We start from the raw sequence: 16751 nt of genomic DNA, 5'->3' as shown, positions 1-16751 counted from the left end.
CCCCATCGTGGCGGTCTCGCGAGACCTATTCACAGGTGAGTGACATGCACAAAAAAGCATCTCAGGACGTAAACGCTTTTACCCACATGGCAGATCCGGACGGCGCAGGAGTACCGCTGGACGTTGCATGGCTGACAGGCATTATTCCGCTGGGTTTCGTGCCCAAGGAAATCGTCATCAGCCCCGATGAAAAGACGCTCTATGTGTCTCATGAAAACGGTAGAGAAATCAGCGTGGTCGATGTCGAGACATCGAGTGTGGTGAGCAGTATCAAGGGGGCCGGGGCGGGCGATATCACCCTGAGTCCCGATGGCAGTCGGCTCTACACGGCGGGCTATAACAAGTGCTTTGTGATCAATACCCTCACGCGCGAGGCGATCAGAGTCATCCCCTCGGGCAGCGTCAACAGGATCGTCTGCAGCCTGGACGGCCGATTCATTTACCTGTCGTTCCAGTATGCACCGGGCGGGCTGATCCGCCAGATCGAGACGGAGCACTACAGCGTCGTCAACGATTTCGATCTGGGTACCTTGTCCAATGCCTCGCTGGCACTCGGCGTCGGTCCCGGAAACGACTGTGTATACGCCTCGGCACTGGCGGACGGCATTGGTACGACAGCCGTCTCCGCCATCGGTACGGTCAGTTACCTGCAGCACGACATTCTCGGCTTCACCGATCCCAGGTCACTGGCAGTCAGTTCGAACGGAACCCGTTTGTACGTCGGAGGGATTGATGAGGTGTACGTGGTCGATGCCACCACTTGCAGGATGTTCTACCGCGAGAAAATCGGCGCACAGGGCTATCCGGTCAGCATCATCGGCATCACGCCAGATGACCGTTACGTGTACGCGGTTTATACCTGCAACTTCGATGTGTACAGAATCGACACGGTCAAGGGAACGGTCAGTTGCGTGGCCTTCTTTCCGTCCATGGGAGGCTCGGTGCTGAACGGGGCAGGTACCCGCCTGTACAGCACTCATACCGATATGAACTGGATCTCCATCTACACGCTCTAGCGTTACCTGCACCGATCCCGCCGTCACCAGCGCTTCAATTATCTTCCGTCAGACAAACGCCGAATGTTTCTCCGGGCACCGCGTACGGGCCAGAGAAATATTCGGCACTGCAGTGCGGGCGATCTACGGATGCTTCCTGTCCTTGAACGCCAGTCTTGACTCATGCAGCAACGGCTCGGTGTAACCGGCGGGTTGCTCGCAGCCTTTGAACACCAGATCGCAGGCGGTCCTGAACGCTGACGAGTGCTTGAAGTCCTTCGCCATGGCCTGGTAATGCGAGTCCCCGGCGTTCTGCTTGTCCACCACTTTGGCCATGCGCTCCAGCACGCTTTGCACGTACTGGGCATCGACCACCTTGTGCAGCAGCCAGTTGGCCATGTGCTGACTGGAAATGCGCAAAGTCGCGCGGTCTTCCATCAGCCCGACATCGTGGATGTCCGGCACCTTGGAGCAGCCCACGCCCTGTTCGACCCAACGGACCACGTAGCCGAGCAGACCCTGTGCATTGTTCTCCAGTTCTTCGCGAATCTGCTCCAGGGTCCATTGCGGATCGGCGACCACCGGGATGGTCAGCAGATCGTCGAGCAGTTGTTCCCTGACGTTCTCCAGATTCACCTGTTCAAGCGTCTGCTGAACGGCACGCACGTCGACCCGGTGATAGTGCAGTGCGTGCAGGGTCGCGGCCGTCGGCGAGGGTACCCAGGCGGTGGTGGCACCGGATTGCGGATGGCCGATTTTCTGTTCCAGCATGTCCGCCATGCGGTCCGGCATCGCCCACATGCCCTTGCCGATCTGCGCGCGTCCTCTCAATCCGCAGGCCAGTCCCACCAGTACGTTGCTGCGCTCATACGCCTTGATCCACGGCGCGTTTTTCATCTCGCCCTTGCGCAGCACCGGACCTGCCTGCATGGCGCTGTGGATTTCATCGCCGGTGCGGTCCAGAAAGCCGGTGTTGATGAACGCTACCCGTGCCGAAGCCGCTTCGATGCACGCCTTGAGGTTGACGCTGGTGCGCCGTTCCTCGTCCATGATGCCCATCTTCACGGTGTGGCGAGGCAGTTTGAGCACGTCCTCGATCCGGCTGAACAGTTGATCGGCAAACGCCACTTCGTCCGGGCCGTGCATTTTCGGTTTGACGATGTAGATGCTGCCTGCGCGGGAGTTGCCGCGTCGTTCGAGGTCGTGAAGCGCAATCAGACTGGTCATCACGCCGTCCAGAATGCCCTCGGGGATCTCATGTCCGTCGTGGTCGATGATCGCCGGGTTGGTCATCAGATGGCCCACGTTACGAATGAACAGCAGTGAACGGCCGCGCAGTTTGAGTTCGCCGCCATTCGCCGCCTTGTAGGTGCGATCCGGATTGAGGGTGCGTGTGACCGGCTTGCCACCCTTGTCGAGGGTGGCGGCAAGGTCGCCCTTCATCAAACCCAGCCAGTTGCGGTACACCTGTATCTTGTCGTCGGCGTCCACTGCAGCCACCGAGTCTTCGCAGTCGATGATGGTGGACAGTGCCGACTCCAGCAGCAGGTCCTTGATTCCGGCCACATCGCTGCTGCCGACCGGGTGGCGTGGGTCGATCTGGATCTCGATGTGCAGGCCGTTGTTCTTGAGCAGGATCGCGTCAGGCTTGCCTGGTTCGCCCTGAAAACCGACGTACTTTTCTGGCTGTTGCAAGACGGTCTGGCTGCCATCAGCCATTGCAATGAGCAGTTGGCCGTCTTCGATGCGGTACTGGCGTGCGTCGATGTGGCTGCCGTTGGCAAGCGGCGCGGCTCCGTCGAGCAGTTCGCGGGCGAACACAATCACCTTGGCGCCGCGTAGCGGGTTGTAGCCGGCACTGATTTCGGCGCCGTTGGAGGTGTCGATGGCATCAGTGCCGTACAGCGCGTCGTACAGCGAACCCCATCGGGCATTGGCGGCGTTCAGCGCATAGCGGGCATTGCTGGCGGGAACCACCAGCTGTGGACCGGCCTGTTCGCTGATTTCCAGGTCGACATTGGAGGTCGTCGCCTTGACCTGCTCCGGCATCGGGCGCAGGTAACCGATGGATGTCAGAAACTCGCGGTAGGCGGGCATGTTGCTGATCGGACCAGGATGCTTCTTGTGCCAGGCGTCCAGTTCGGCCTGCAGGCGCTCACGCTCGGCCAGCAATTCGCGATTGCGCGGGGCCAGTTCGTGGACCAGCGCATCGAAACCTTCCCAGAACGCTTCCGGGTCCAGTCCGGTGCCAGGCAGGACCTCTTCCTCGACGAAGCGTTGCAGATTGACGGCCACCTTGAGGCGTTGGCATTTGATGAAGTCGGTCATTGGAAAGGTCCTTGGTTAAGGTTCTGATCGTGCCAATGCTCCGCGTTGGCATGCATCTCGTGACGCTCTGCGTCACGTTCGAAAGCGGACGCGGAGCGTCCTGAGCGGCGTTACCACGCTGGAGCGCGGGAACGATCTGTTTGAGGTGTCGGACCCTCAATCCGCATTCAGTGCCGCGACACCTGCCTTGGCGACCTGGGCATCCTGATCGGCCTTCACGCCGGATACGCCGACCGCGCCGATCACCTGGCCGTCGACGATCACCGGCACGCCACCTTCCAGCGAGGTGAGCAGCGGGGCGCTGAGAAACGCAGTGCGGCCGCCGTTGACCATCTCTTCGTAGCCCTTGGATTCGCGTTTGCCCAATGCCGAGGTTCGGGCTTTTTCGATGGAGATGTAGCTGCTGATCGGCGAGGCGTCGTCCAGGCGTTCGAACGCCAGCAGGTGGCCGCCGTCATCGACGATGGCAATCGCCACCGCCCAGCCATTGGTGTGGGCTTCTTCACGCGCAGCGACGAGCATCTGGCTGACTTCGTTCTGGGTCAAAACGGCTTTGATTTTCATATGTTCTCCTGAGAAAAGGGGGGTGGAACTGTTCAGTGTGTTCCATTGAGTGCCTGATCGATCAGCTCGATCCAGTGCCGCACCGGCGTTCGATTGGCGCTCGCCAGATGCGTCTGGCAACCGATGTTTGCCGTAGCGATCACCTGAGGTTTGCCGCTTTCCAGCGCGTTCATGCGGTTGTCGCGCAACTGGCGGGCCAGGACCTGCTGGGTGACCGAGTAAGTGCCTGCCGAGCCGCAGCACAGATGGCCATCCGGTACAGCGGTCAGGTTGAAGCCTAGACGAGTCAGCACCCGTTCGACTTCGCCACCCAGCTTTTGCGCGTGTTGCAAGGTACAGGGGCAGTGGAACGCCAGCCGCGTGTCGGTTTTGATGCTCAGCGTTTCCAGAGGTTCGTCACGCAGCACTTCAACCAGATCACGGGCCTTTGCACTGACTTGCGCGGCTTTCTCAGCGTACGTCGGGTCGTGACGCAACAAATGGCCGTAATCCTTGACGAACGCCCCGCAGCCACTGGCCGTCTGGACGATGCTCTGCGCGCCGGCTTCGATGGCTGGCCACCACGCGTCGATGTTGCGTCGTGCGCCGTCCAGTCCGGCTTCCTGCGCATTGAGGTGGTAATCCACTGCTCCGCAGCAGCCCGCCTCGCTGATCGGCGTGACGCTGATGCCGAGACGGTCCAGCACGCGTGCCGTGGCCGCGTTGGTGTTGGGCGACAGCGCCGGTTGCACGCAGCCTTCCAGCATCAACACCTGACGTGCCTGGCGAGTGACCGGACGAACGCCTGCCGGGTGAATCGTGTCCGGCAGTTTGTCTTTCAATATACCCGGCAGTAGCGGGCGAAACGTGGTGCCCATGCGGGTCAGCGATTTGAACAGGCTCGCGTTGGGCACCACGTTGCGCAACCCTTCACGCAGCAGCCGTTGACCCAGCGGACGGGGCACCGCGGCATCGACGACAGCGCGGCCGATGTCCAGCAGATTGTGATAATCCACGCCCGACGGGCAGGTGGTCTCGCAGTTGCGGCAGCTCAGGCAACGGTCCAGGTGCAACTGGGTTTTCTCGGTGACTTCATTGCCTTCCAGCACCTGCTTGATCAGATAGATCCGTCCGCGTGGACCGTCCAGCTCATCGCCCAGCAACTGGTAGGTCGGGCAGGTGGCGTTGCAGAAACCGCAGTGCACGCAACTGCGCAGAATACGTTCGGCTTCTTCGGCGCGGGGCAGTTGTCTGGCCTGTTCGCTCAGGGTGGTCTGCATGGTTCAGAGCTCCGCGTACAGTCGGCCGGGGTTGAAGATCCCTTGCGGGTCCAGCCTGGCTTTGAGTTGATGGTGGTAGCGCAGCAGCGGCGTGGCCAAGGGCTGGAACGGGCAGTCATGGTGCCCCGGCGTATAGCAGGTCGCATGCCCACCCACAGCGATGACCATGGCACGAATGGACTCGCCGCTGGCATCGGATTTCAGCCAGCGCTGTCCCCCGGCCCAGTCGATGAGTTGCTCGCCCGGCAGATCCAGCACACCGGTATCGGCCGGCACGCAGAGCCGCCACAGCGCGCGCGGGTCGTCGAAGAACGGCAGGCGCTGTTCATTGAGCGCTTGCCAATACGTCGGTTCCAGTTTTTCGCCACCCAGTCTGTCGTGCGCAGCGGCCACCGAGCCTTCGCCACCTTCAAGGCGCAGGCGCAATATGTTTCCATCATGGCTGGCGGCGCTGATCGGCATCGACTGCTGGCCCCATTCCGTCAGGCTCATCAGCGCGCGGGCACTGTCCATTTCCAGCGCAATACTGCTGCACAGGCGCGGCCTTGGCAGCACCTTGAGCGACACCTCGGTCAGTACGCCCAGACAACCCATGCTGCCTGCCATCAGACGCGAGACGTCGTAGCCCGCCACGTTCTTCATCACTTCGCCGCCGAAGCGCAGGTGCTTGCCATGGCCGGTGATCACACGGGTGCCCAGTACGAAATCGCGTACCGAGCCGCTCCACGGCCGACGCGGGCCGGACAGCCCGGCCGCGACCATGCCGCCCAGCGTGGCATTGCCGAAGGTCGGTGGTTCGCAGGGCAGCATCTGACCGGCATCTTCAAGCGTCTGCATCAGTTCGCTCAACGGCGTACCGGCACGCGCGGTGATAACCAGTTCGGTCGGGTCATAACTGACGATGCCGCAGTGAGCGCGAGTGTCCAGCACTTCGCCTGACACTTCACGGCCGAGAAATGCCTTGCTGTTACCGCCCTGAATGCGCAGTGGTGTGGTGTCTTGCAGGGCCTGATTGACCTGGTCGAGCAGGGTGGCGCTGGCGTCTCTTTCCTGTGCAATCATCAGAAGCGCTCCAGATCAGGGAAAGGCAGTTGTCCGGCATGCACATGCATGGCGCCGAACTCTGCACAGCGATGCAACGTCGGGATGTTCTTGCCGGGGTTGAGCAGGCCGCTGGCGTCGAAGGCGGCCTTGATCGCATGAAACAGGGTCAGCTCATCGCTGTTGAACTGCGCGCACATCTGATTGATTTTTTCCCTCCCGACGCCATGCTCGCCGGTGATGCTGCCGCCGACCTTGACGCACAGTTCAAGGATTTTTCCGCCCAGTTCCTCTGCGCGTGCAAGCTCGCCGGGCTGATTGGCATCGAACAGAATCAGCGGGTGCATGTTGCCGTCTCCGGCATGAAACACGTTGGCCACGCGCAGGCCGTGGTGTTCGGACAGTTCGCTGATACCGCGCAGCACGCCGGGCAATTCACGACGCGGGATGGTGCCGTCCATGCAGTAATAGTCCGGTGACAGGCGGCCGACCGCCGGGAACGCATTCTTGCGGCCGGCCCAGAAACGCACACGCTCGGCTTCGTCCCTTGCCTGACGCACTTCTGTGGCGCCAGCCAGCGTCAGCACCTCGCGTACCCGTGCGCAGTCATCGTGGACATCGGCTTCGACACCGTCCAGTTCGCACAACAGAATGGCTTCGGCGTCGACCGGATAGCCTGCGTGAATGAAATCTTCAGCGGCGCGGATTGCCAGGTTGTCCATCATCTCCAGCCCACCGGGGATGATGCCCGCCCCGATGATGTCACCCACCGCGCGCCCGGCTTTCTCCACCGAATCGAACGCTGCCAGCAGCACCTTGGCGACCTGTGGCCTGGGCAGCAGTTTGACGGTCACTTCGGTGATAACGCCGAGCATGCCTTCCGAGCCTGTAAACAGTGCAAGCAGGTCGAAGCCGGGAGAATCCAGCGCGTCGCTGCCCAGCGTCATGTATTCGCCTTCGACGGTGAGAATCTCGACCTTGAGCAGGTTGTGCACGGTCAGCCCGTATTTGAGGCAATGAACGCCGCCTGCGTTTTCAGCCACGTTGCCGCCGATGGAGCAGGCAATTTGCGAAGAGGGGTCTGGCGCGTAGTACAGGCCATGCGGCGCTGCGGCCTGGGAAATGGCCAGATTGCGCACGCCAGGCTGGACGCGGGCCAGACGGGCGGCGGGATTGATCTCCAAAATCCGGTTGAAACGGGCCATTACCAGCAGCACGCCTTGCTCCAGCGGCAATGCACCGCCTGAAAGCCCGGTGCCAGCTCCGCGGGCGACCACCGGCACGCGTCGTTCGTGGCACATTCTGAGCAGCGTCTGCACCTCTTCGATATGGCGCGGCAGTACCACCAGTAACGGCGTGGTGCGGTAGGCGGACAGCCCGTCGCACTCGTAGGGCCGCAGCTCTTCGGCACGGTGCAGAATGTCCAGATCGGGTAACTGTTGTTGAAGGTCGTGAAGCAACTGTTGCTTGTCCACAACAGGCAGCACACCGTCGAGGCGTTCGTCGTAAAGAATGTTCATCAGGCAACCCAGGATTGTTTTTATCGGGCTATCGGTTGGCTTGCATCATTGAGGGTATGGGACGTAGTGTCTATGGCGCAAAGCGCTGGTCGAACCAGTTTTTAAGTATCTGATTTCCGATATTGTTTTTTTAGTCTCTATAAATCAAATGCTTGCCTTGTATTTGAACTGATCGGCGCTCGATCGGCTTTACTGGTCATACCAGTAGCTTGTACACGCTCCATTGGGCCGCACGTAACGTACTGACTGAACGCGCCTCTTGTGAAACACACNAATCTGCTGGATGAACACGTTTTTGTGGGAGGCGGCTTGCCGGCGATGAACGATGACGCGATTTTCCTGACGTACCGCGTCGACTGCATCGCCGGCAAGCCGCCTCCCACGGTCCGGTGTTTGCTGCGCGACAGCGCTATGTCGAAGACGTGGTGGCGCCTCCTAAAGAATAGATAGCGTTTCTTCAGCGGAGACCTTATGAACAACGAACCCACCCCAAGGCCTCCCCAGGTCGCAGACGTGGTCTGCGAGCGGATCGAGCGGCTGATTGTCGATGGCGTGCTGAAGGTCGGGCAGTTGCTGCCTTCCGAACGACGCCTCACCGAAAAGCTCGGTGTGTCGCGAACCGCTCTGCGCGAAGGTCTGAAGCTGTTGCGGGCGCGTGGCATCATTGAAACGAGGCAGGGCAAGGGGTCATTCGTCGCGCGGATGAATGCCGATCAGCACACCTCGCCGCTCATGCACCTGTTCGGCTCGCAGCCGCGCACGCTTTATGACCTGTTCGAAGTACGCAGCCTGCTGGAAGGCGAGTCGGCGCGGTTGGCGGCGTTGCGTGGCACCGATGCGGACTTCGTGCTGATAACCCGCAGCTACGACGCACTGGTTGCCGCGCAAGGTAACGAGCTACCGGCCAGCGAGCATGCGCGCCTCGACCACGCCTTTCATCTGGCCATCTGCGAAGCCTCGCACAACCCGGTGCTGGTGCAGACCCTGCGTTCGCTGACCGATCTTCTGTTGAACACGGTATTCGCCTCGGTCAACAACTTGTATCACCGTGAGCCACAGAAGCGCCAGATTGATCGCCAGCATGCCCGTCTGTACAACGCCGTCACCGGCCGTCTACCGGAACAGGCGCGCAAGGCCGCACTGGCGCACATTCAAAGCGTCAGTGACAACCTGCGCGAGATTGAAAATGAAGAGCAAAGGCTGGTCCGCGCGACGCTGCGGCTGGAGGGCTGGACCTGAGCTAACACAGACGTGTGTTGACATGTGTTCAGTGATCACGCAGCTTACGCATTACGTAAGTTGATTACGAAAAATGACGCTTAAAATAACAACAGGCAACGCCAGGTGCGTTCCAGCAGGTGGCTTCGGTGGATCTGTTCACTTATTACCGTTCGACGTCCAGCTACCGGGTGCGTATTGCGCTGGCCCTCAAGGGGCTTGAGCCTGCGGCGATTCCGGTCAACCTGATTCGCGACGGCGGCGAGCAGCACACCCTTGAATACCGCACGATCAATCCGCAGGGCAGGGTGCCTGCGCTGCGCATGGACGGTGGTGAAGTGATCACACAGTCGCCTGCCATTATCGAATACCTTGAAGAACGCTATCCGACACCTTCCCTGCTGGCCGGCGACCTGACCCTGCGTGCCCGTCAGCGTGCGGTCGCCGCGATCATCGCGTGCGACATCCACCCGTTGCATAACGTGTCGGTGCTCAACCGGTTGCGCAGTCTTGGCCAGGACGAACAGGTCGTTTCAGACTGGATAGGCCACTGGATCAGCGAAGGCCTTAATGCGGTAGAACAGCTGATCGACGGCGACGTTTTCTGTTTTGGCGACACGCCCGGTATCGCCGATGTGTACCTGCTGCCCCAGTTGTATGCGGCGCATCGCTTCAATGTCGACCTCGACGCCTTTCCCAGGATTCGTCAGGTGGAGCAGCGAGCGTTGCAGCACCCGGCCTTTTCACAGGCGCACCCTGATGCACAATCGGACAAGCCGGAGTAGGCTGGCCTCATGAAGATTCTTGGACTGCAACTGATTTTCGGTGACTTCCTCGCCCGCAGCGTGCGAGGCATTTCGTGTGCGCCACCCGCAGGACCGTGACGGCAATCATTTTTCCGCTTACCACTTCCTGCAAGGAGCCAGACATGGCTGATCTCTACGAAAACCCGATGGGCCTGATGGGTTTTGAATTCATCGAATTTGCCTCGCCGACCCGCAATACCCTCGAACCTGTGTTCGAGATCATGGGCTTCACCAAGGTGGCGACCCACCGTTCCAAGGACGTGACCCTGTATCGTCAGGGAGCGATTAACATCATCCTCAACAACGAGCCGCACAGCCTCGCGTCGTACTTCGCCGCCGAGCACGGTCCTTCGGTGTGCGGCATGGCGTTCCGGGTCAAGGACGCACAGAAGGCCTACAACCGCGCGCTGGAACTCGGCGCACAGCCACTGGAAATCGCCACCGGGCCGATGGAACTGCGTTTGCCGGCGATCAAGGGCATCGGCGGTGCGCCGCTCTACCTGATCGACCGGTTTGGTGAAGGCACCTCGATCTACGACATCGACTTCAATTTCATCGAAGGCGTGGACCGCCATCCGGTCGGCGCGGGGCTGAAGTTCATCGACCATCTGACGCACAACGTCTATCGCGGGCGCATGGCGTACTGGGCGAATTTCTACGAGAAGCTGTTCAACTTCCGCGAAATTCGCTACTTCGACATCAAGGGCGAATACACCGGGCTGACCTCCAAGGCCATGACCGCGCCCGATGGCATGATCCGCATCCCGCTGAACGAGGAATCGTCCAAGGGCGCAGGGCAGATCGAAGAGTTTCTGATGCAGTTCAACGGCGAAGGCATCCAGCACGTCGCCTTCTTCACTGACGACCTGATCAAGACCTGGGACGCCCTCAAGTCCATCGGCATGCGCTTCATGACGGCGCCGCCGGATACCTACTACGAGATGCTCCAGGGACGTCTGCCGAACCATGGCGAACCCGAGGATGAGTTGAAAGCCCGAGGCATTCTGCTCGACGGTTCTTCCGACAGTGGCGAGCGTCGTCTGCTGCTGCAGATATTCTCCGAAACCCTGATGGGGCCGGTGTTCTTCGAGTTCATCCAGCGCAAGGGTGACGACGGGTTCGGTGAAGGCAACTTCAAGGCCCTGTTCGAATCCATCGAGCGGGACCAGATCAAGCGTGGCGTACTGACCGCCGATTGATGAGATTGATGCCCGGTGCGTTCAGCGCCGGGCACTGACTTCACACGGGCATCGAGCCGCCCATGCGTTCGCTGATGGCGGTTGCCGTTTCCAGCAGGCGAGTGGCCGCGATGCTCTGCGCCTGATCAGTCAGTATCGAGCCTGGCCCGACGACTGTGATCACGCCCGCCAGCTTGTTGCCCATTGTGAACAGCGGGCAGGATGCGGCGTTGATGCCTGGCATCAGCAAACCCTGAATCTGATGCACGCCTGTTGTGCGGATCTGCTGCAGGTGCCGATCGACTTCCTTCAATTGAGCAGTCGTCAGCTGTGGCGTTTCCTGTTTGCGCAGGGGCGCGGTTTCGGCGGCTGCCAGAAAGCTTTCGAACACCATGCCGGTGGAAGAGCTGAGCAACGGCAGTACCGATCCGATCTGCGTAACCAGCGTCACCGCACCCAGCGACGGCTCTACGTACACCACGGTAGGCCCCTTGTTGCCCCACACTGCCAGAAAGCAGGTCTGATTCAACTCGTCGCGCAGGTTCGCCAGCCAGGGCGCGGCGATTTTCAGCACGTCCAGTTTGCCCAGCGATGCCAGACCGACCTGCAACGCTTCGCGGCCCAGGCCGTAATGGCTGGTGACGGCATCCTGTTCAGCGAAGCCGCTGGCGACCAGCGCCTGCAGATAGCGATGAACCTTGGCGGCAGGCATGCCCAGGTGTTCGGCCAGCTTCGACAGCGGCGTGGAAGGTGACAGCTCTGCGAGAGCCTTGAGCACGCCAAGGCCCACTTCAGCAGCCTGGACCTTCTGTTGGCGTCCGTTGGCCGGACTTTCGGTCTCTTGAGTCATTGGGGAGTGCGCCGGTCAGGGAAGGCAGCTTTATAGCTTGACCGGCCTGCAAACTCAAATTACGTTATGCGTAATGGCCTTACGCTTTCTGTTACACTTTTTCAGTCGCTCGACCCATAACAACAAGAGGTCCAGATGCCTGCACACTTCCCGCAACAGCCGCTGACCTATCAGACCGGCTTCGGCAATCAGTTCAGCAGCGAAGCGCTGCCCGACGCGTTGCCCCTCGGCCAGAACTCGCCGCAGAAGCACCCGTTGGGCCTTTACGCCGAGCAGTTGTCTGGCACCGCGTTCACGGTATCGCGTGACGAAGCGCGACGCAGCTGGCTCTATCGCATCAAGCCGTCTGCCGCGCATCCTGCCTATCAGCGCATGACACGACAGATCACCGGAGCCGGGCAGGGGCCGATCACGCCCAACCGCTTGCGCTGGAATGCCTTCGATATTCCCGATGACCCCACCGACTTTCTCGACGGCCTGATCACCCTGGCCAGCACCTCGGCAGCGGATCAGGCCGAGGGCGTCAGTGTGTATGTGTATGCGGCCAATGCCTCGATGCAGCGGGCGTTCTTCAACGCTGACGGGGAATGGCTGATCGTGCCGCAACAGGGGCGCCTGCGACTGGTCACCGAGCTGGGCCTGCTGGACATCGAGCCGCAGGAAATTGCCGTAGTGCCGCGCGGCATGAAGTTCAGCGTACACCTGCTCGACGGCGATGCACGTGGCTATGTGTGCGAGAACCACGGCTGTGCGTTACGCCTGCCCGATCTGGGGCCGATCGGCAGCAATGGGCTGGCCAATCCGCGGGACTTCATGGCGCCGGTTGCGTGGTTTGAGGAACGTGACGAGCCGATGGAGCTGGTGCAGAAATTCCTCGGAGAACTGTGGTCCACGCAACTGGATCACTCGCCGTTCGACGTGGTCGGCTGGCACGGCAACAACGTGCCCTACAAGTATGATCTGCGCCGCTTCAATACCCTCGGCACCGTCAGCTTCGACCATCCCGACCCGTCGATTTTCACCGTACTGACCTCGCCAAGTGCCATCCATGGACAGGCCAACGTTGACTTCGTGATCTTTCCGCCACGCTGGATGGTGGCGGAAAACACCTTCCGGCCGCCCTGGTTTCATCGCAACCTGATGAACGAATTCATGGGCCTGATCGAAGGTGCCTACGACGCCAAGGCCGAAGGCTTCATGCCCGGTGGCGTTTCGCTGCATAACTGCATGAGCGCGCACGGGCCCGACAACGTCACGGCAGAAAAAGCCATGGCCGCCGAGCTCAAACCGCACAAGATCGAGAACACCATGGCGTTCATGTTCGAGACCGGCAAGGTCTTGCGCCCCAGTCGTCATGCGCTGGACTGCCCGCAACGACAGACCGATTACGACGCCTGCTGGAACGGCATGGCCAAGACCTTTCACAAGGAACTGCCCTGATGACTACCGCTTCGAACCGCCGCAGCTGGGTGGCGTCCGCCAACGGCCACGCTGATTTCCCTTTGCAGAACCTGCCACTGGGCGTGTTCAGCCACGGCGACTCCGGGCCGCGTGGCGGCGTTGCCATCGGCGACAGCATTCTTGATCTAAAGGCTGCCGTGCAGGCCGGTGTGTTCGACGGCCCTGCAAGCGAGGTCGCCGGGATCGCCAGCCGCGATCAACTCAACGATTTCTTTGCCCTTGGCGCCAATGCGCGCAAAACCTTGCGCTCGGCGCTGCTGCACTGGCTGGATGAAGCCAATTCACCTCAAGCCAACGCCGAGCAGTTACTGCTGCCCATGAGCGACTGCAAGATGCATCTGCCAGCCAGGGTGGGTGATTACACCGATTTCTACGTTGGAATTCATCATGCACTGAACGTCGGCAAGCTGTTCCGGCCCGATAATCCATTGCTGCCCAATTACAAATATGTGCCCATCGGCTATCACGGTCGGGCCTCGACTCTCTGCACATCGGGCACCTCGATCAAACGCCCGAATGGCCAGACCCTTGCGGCGGGCCAGGACGTACCAACCTTCGGGCCATGCAAGCGTCTGGACTACGAGCTGGAACTGGGTGTCTGGATCGGCCCGGGCAACGAGCAGGGCGAGGCCATCGATATCGGACAGGCGAGCGAACATATCGCCGGTTTCTGTCTGCTCAACGACTGGTCGGCACGCGACATTCAGGCCTGGGAATACCAGCCGCTGGGGCCTTTCCTGTCCAAGAGTTTTGCGACCACAATTTCGCCCTGGGTGGTGACAGCGGAAGCGCTGGAACCTTTCCGCAGCGCTCAGCCGGCGCGTCCCGAAGGCGATCCTCAGCCGTTGCCGTATCTGCTCGATCAGACGGATCAACAGGGCGGCGCACTGGACATCGAACTGGAAGTCCTGCTGCTGACGGAGAAAATGAAAGCCGCTGGCGCGCAGCCCCATCGTCTGGCCGTGAGCAATTCGCTGAACATGTACTGGACCGTGGCGCAGATGGTGGCGCATCACAGTGTCAACGGGTGCAGGTTGCAGCCGGGTGACCTGTTAGGCACCGGCACCTTGTCCGGCCCGCAGCCGGGGCAGTTCGGCAGTCTGTTGGAAATGACCGAAGGCGGCAAACAGGTGGTAGCCCTGCCCAATGGCGAGGAACGACGCTTTCTGGAGCGCGGCGACGAAGTGATTCTGCGGGCGCGTTGCCATCGTGACGGGCAGGTGTCGATTGGCTTCGGTGAGTGCCGAGGCATCATCGTCGGTTGATCAGTGCGCGAGTGGTCAACCCGCCTTGAAGCCATCCATCAGCGAATCGGTACGGGGCAGAAACTGCCCCCATCGTTCGGTCTGCCCGACACCGTCGGCGTAGCTCAATCGGCCGTTGACCCAGACGCGCTCAATGCCCTCGGCGGCGCGCTGCGGGTCCTTGAAGTCGGCAACGTCCCTGATGCGCTGCGGGTCGAACAACACCAGATCCGCCCAATAACCTTCACGTATCAAACCGCGCTGATGCAGCCCGAAGCGCGCAGCGCAAAGCCCCGTCATCTTGTGCACGGCGGTGTGCAGCTCGAACAGTTTGCGGTCGCGACTGAAATGCCCGAGCACCCTGGGGAACGCGCCCCATAGGCGCGGATGCGGAAAAGGATCTTCCGGCAGGCCGTCAGAGCCGATCATGGTCAGCGGATGACTGAGGATGCGTTCCACATCAGCCTCGTCCATCCCGTAATACACCGCGCCCGCGGGCTGCAACCGGCGTGCGGTTTCTTCCAGAGAGAGATTCCAGTCGGCGGCGATGTCCGCCAGGTCACGTCCGCCCTGATCGGGGTGCGGTGTGGACCAGGTGATCGTGATTCTGAATGCATCGGTCACCTGCTTGAGGTCCAGTGTCGAGGAACTGGCCGCGTAGGGATAACAGTCGCAGCCCACCGGATGACTGGCGGCAGCGTTTTCCAGGGCTGATAACAGCTGTGGACTGCGCCCCCAGTTGCCCGCGCCTGCGCATTTGAGGTGTGAGATAACCACCGGCACCTGTGCATGACGTCCAATGCGAAACGCTTCGTCCATGGCCTCCAGCACTGGCTCGAACTCACTGCGCAGATGCGTGGTGTACACAGCGCCGACCGCCGTCAGTTCTTCGGCAAGCTGCATGACTTCGTCGGTCTCGGCGTTGAAGGCCGATGCGTAGGCCAGTCCTGTGGACAGCCCCAGCGCGCCATTTGCCAGGCTGTCACGCAGTTGCTCGCGCATGGCGCTGATCTCGCTCGCGCTGGCGGTGCGCAGCAGGTCCTTCATGTGATTGCAGCGCAGGGCGGTGTGACCGATCAGGGCCGCGACATTGACGGCTGGCCGGGCGGCCTGCACGGCGGCACGGTAATCGGCAAAGCGTGGGTAGACGAACTCGCGGGCTGACCCGAGCAGGTTCATCGGGTCAGGTGGGTCACCGGCCAGGCTGACCGGCGAAGCGCTGATGCCACAATTGCCGACAATGACGGTGGTCACGCCCTGGCTGATCTTGGGCAGCATCTGGGGCTTGCGAATCACCACGGTGTCGTCGTGGGTGTGCACGTCGATGAATCCGGGTGCCAGCACCAGGCCGTGGGCATCGATTTCTTCAATTGCAGAGGCGTCAGACAGTGCGCCAATGCGCAGGATGCGTCCGTCATGGATGGCCACATCGGCGCGGTAACCGGTCGCGCCGCTACCGTCGATCACAAATGCATCACGGATCAGCAGGTCGTACAGCATGTCAGTCTCCGGGGTGCTTTTCGCTGCACTTCAGGACGCGGTTGGCTTTTCGTACCAGCCAAGAAACAGATTCAAGGTCGACTCGACGATTTCGTCCTGCTTTTCCGGGCTGAGCAGGGCGGCGCCAAAGGTCACCTGCGGCCAGAACGCAAACGACTTGAGCAGTGCGTGCACCTGCGTGGCGGCAAAGCCCGGATCGACCGGCTTCAGTCGTCCGTCTTTCTGCGCGGCGCGAATCCAGGCGCTGAAGGTTTCCTCGCGCTCGTTGATGCGTGCCAGCCAGACCTGGGCGCGCTCGGGCGAATGGATGGTTGCTCCGACCACGACCCGTGCGAGGTCCAGAAAACTGCTGTCGTTGAGGGTGCGCATCTTGCCCGTCAACAGATCCCTCAACTGTTCGCGCAGACCGACGTCGGCGTGATACACCACGTCTGATTGCGGAGGAGAGCAGTTCCAGAGACGCTGGAGGATCTCGGCAAAAAGCTCTTCCTTGCTGGGAAAGTGGTTGTAGACCGTGCGCTTGGAAACCTCGGCCCGCGCGGCGATGCGGTCCATGCTGGTGACCTCGAAACCACGGTCACCGAACTCGGCAATGGCTGCCAGGACGATGGCTTCGCGTTTCTGATCGGTGAGGCGCATGGGAGCTGTCATAGGTTCGCTTCAAACGTGCGTTTAGAGAAAATTTACACTCGGCAGTTTACTTGTCGCGGTGGATCATGCAAGCTTAAAACTACACCGTGTAGTGTAATGCACTGTTACACATTTGAAGCGATGTTGTCGATGCCAC

Annotated in this window: 14 protein-coding genes; 6 read left to right on the top strand and 8 right to left on the bottom strand. The window is 60.9% G+C overall.

Features of this window, described 5'->3' with window-relative positions:
- Window positions 1-86 precede the first annotated feature (86 nt).
- Entirely contained in the window at window positions 87-1016 is a 930-nt protein-coding gene (locus AO065_RS07860; protein WP_173335987.1) for a YncE family protein, read from the top strand.
- Between the two features lie 123 nt (window positions 1017-1139).
- On the opposite strand, the gene AO065_RS07855 is transcribed toward AO065_RS07860, so the two are convergent.
- The 5 genes from AO065_RS07855 to glcD form a co-directional block, all read right to left on the bottom strand.
- Entirely contained in the window at window positions 1140-3323 is a 2184-nt protein-coding gene (locus AO065_RS07855; protein WP_004882662.1) for a malate synthase G, read from the bottom strand.
- Between the two features lie 156 nt (window positions 3324-3479).
- Window positions 3480-3887, bottom strand: a complete 408-nt coding sequence (locus tag AO065_RS07850) for a heme-binding protein (protein ID WP_004882661.1) — start codon at window positions 3885-3887, stop codon at window positions 3480-3482.
- A gap of 32 nt (window positions 3888-3919) precedes the next feature.
- Entirely contained in the window at window positions 3920-5146 is a 1227-nt protein-coding gene (glcF, locus tag AO065_RS07845) for a glycolate oxidase subunit GlcF (RefSeq protein ID WP_004882660.1), read from the bottom strand.
- 3 nt (window positions 5147-5149) lie between these two features.
- Window positions 5150-6208 (bottom strand): glycolate oxidase subunit GlcE, encoded by a 1059-nt coding sequence (glcE, locus tag AO065_RS07840; protein ID WP_004882659.1) that lies wholly within the window; start codon window positions 6206-6208, stop codon window positions 5150-5152.
- The gene (gene glcD, locus AO065_RS07835; protein ID WP_004882658.1) at window positions 6208-7707 is read right to left on the bottom strand and encodes a glycolate oxidase subunit GlcD; all 1500 of its coding nucleotides are present in this window, start codon (window positions 7705-7707) and stop codon (window positions 6208-6210) included. Before glcD ends, glcE begins: the two co-directional genes overlap by 1 nt.
- Window positions 7708-8178: 471 nt before the next feature.
- Here glcD and glcC point away from each other — a divergent pair, with 471 nt between their 5' ends.
- The 3 genes from glcC (at window position 8179) to hppD (ending at window position 10930) form a co-directional block, all read left to right on the top strand.
- The gene (glcC, locus tag AO065_RS07830; RefSeq protein WP_004882657.1) at window positions 8179-8946 is read left to right on the top strand and encodes a transcriptional regulator GlcC; all 768 of its coding nucleotides are present in this window, start codon (window positions 8179-8181) and stop codon (window positions 8944-8946) included.
- 128 nt (window positions 8947-9074) lie between these two features.
- Window positions 9075-9710 carry a maleylacetoacetate isomerase gene (gene maiA / locus AO065_RS07825; protein WP_004882656.1) on the top strand — a complete coding sequence of 212 codons (636 nt, stop codon included), beginning with the start codon at window positions 9075-9077 and terminating at the stop codon, window positions 9708-9710.
- A 143-nt stretch (window positions 9711-9853) separates the two neighbouring features.
- On the top strand, window positions 9854-10930 hold the full coding sequence (hppD, locus tag AO065_RS07820; protein ID WP_004882655.1) for a 4-hydroxyphenylpyruvate dioxygenase: 1077 nt from the start codon (window positions 9854-9856) through the stop codon (window positions 10928-10930).
- A 40-nt stretch (window positions 10931-10970) separates the two neighbouring features.
- On the opposite strand, the gene AO065_RS07815 is transcribed toward hppD, so the two are convergent.
- A complete protein-coding gene (locus tag AO065_RS07815; RefSeq protein WP_004882654.1) occupies window positions 10971-11759 on the bottom strand; it encodes an IclR family transcriptional regulator in 789 nt (262 codons plus the stop codon).
- Between the two features lie 135 nt (window positions 11760-11894).
- Between AO065_RS07815 and hmgA the strand changes: the two genes are divergently transcribed.
- Together hmgA and fahA are read left to right on the top strand one after the other, a co-directional pair.
- Window positions 11895-13199: a homogentisate 1,2-dioxygenase gene (gene hmgA / locus AO065_RS07810; protein ID WP_004882653.1), complete on the top strand. Its 1305-nt coding sequence runs from the start codon at window positions 11895-11897 to the stop codon at window positions 13197-13199.
- Window positions 13199-14485 (top strand): fumarylacetoacetase, encoded by a 1287-nt coding sequence (gene fahA, locus AO065_RS07805; protein WP_004882652.1) that lies wholly within the window; start codon window positions 13199-13201, stop codon window positions 14483-14485. The genes hmgA and fahA overlap by 1 nt, the downstream gene beginning before the upstream one ends.
- Before the next feature lie 15 nt (window positions 14486-14500).
- Here the strand turns inward: fahA and AO065_RS07800 are convergent, their stop codons facing one another.
- Window positions 14501-15964: an N-acyl-D-amino-acid deacylase family protein gene (locus tag AO065_RS07800; protein ID WP_004882651.1), complete on the bottom strand. Its 1464-nt coding sequence runs from the start codon at window positions 15962-15964 to the stop codon at window positions 14501-14503.
- Between the two features lie 30 nt (window positions 15965-15994).
- Window positions 15995-16615, bottom strand: coding sequence for a TetR/AcrR family transcriptional regulator (locus AO065_RS07795; protein ID WP_032651122.1), 621 nt, complete (start codon window positions 16613-16615; stop codon window positions 15995-15997).
- Between the last annotated feature and the right edge of the window lie 136 nt (window positions 16616-16751).

Source organism: Pseudomonas viridiflava (assembly GCF_001642795.1).
Classification (GTDB): Bacteria; Pseudomonadota; Gammaproteobacteria; order Pseudomonadales; family Pseudomonadaceae; genus Aquipseudomonas; species Aquipseudomonas viridiflava.
Note: the sequence above shows the minus strand (reverse complement) of the source record. Positions and strands in the feature narration are given on the sequence as shown.

Bases quoted from the DNA above. Each gene is read 5' to 3' on its own strand.
- glcC (WP_004882657.1), top strand. From the start codon at position 8,179: ATGAACAACGAACCCACCCCAAGGCCTCCCCAGGTCGCAGACGTGGTC.
- glcF (WP_004882660.1), bottom strand. From the start codon at position 5,146: ATGCAGACCACCCTGAGCGAACAGGCCAGACAACTGCCCCGCGCCGAA.
- hmgA (WP_004882653.1), top strand. From the start codon at position 11,895: ATGCCTGCACACTTCCCGCAACAGCCGCTGACCTATCAGACCGGCTTC.
- AO065_RS07855 (WP_004882662.1), bottom strand. From the start codon at position 3,323: ATGACCGACTTCATCAAATGCCAACGCCTCAAGGTGGCCGTCAATCTG.
- AO065_RS07795 (WP_032651122.1), bottom strand. From the start codon at position 16,615: ATGACAGCTCCCATGCGCCTCACCGATCAGAAACGCGAAGCCATCGTC.
- glcD (WP_004882658.1), bottom strand. From the start codon at position 7,707: ATGAACATTCTTTACGACGAACGCCTCGACGGTGTGCTGCCTGTTGTG.
- hppD (WP_004882655.1), top strand. From the start codon at position 9,854: ATGGCTGATCTCTACGAAAACCCGATGGGCCTGATGGGTTTTGAATTC.
- AO065_RS07860 (WP_173335987.1), top strand. From the start codon at position 87: ATGGCAGATCCGGACGGCGCAGGAGTACCGCTGGACGTTGCATGGCTG.
- AO065_RS07815 (WP_004882654.1), bottom strand. From the start codon at position 11,759: ATGACTCAAGAGACCGAAAGTCCGGCCAACGGACGCCAACAGAAGGTC.
- AO065_RS07800 (WP_004882651.1), bottom strand. From the start codon at position 15,964: ATGCTGTACGACCTGCTGATCCGTGATGCATTTGTGATCGACGGTAGC.
- AO065_RS07850 (WP_004882661.1), bottom strand. From the start codon at position 3,887: ATGAAAATCAAAGCCGTTTTGACCCAGAACGAAGTCAGCCAGATGCTC.
- glcE (WP_004882659.1), bottom strand. From the start codon at position 6,208: ATGATTGCACAGGAAAGAGACGCCAGCGCCACCCTGCTCGACCAGGTC.
- fahA (WP_004882652.1), top strand. From the start codon at position 13,199: ATGACTACCGCTTCGAACCGCCGCAGCTGGGTGGCGTCCGCCAACGGC.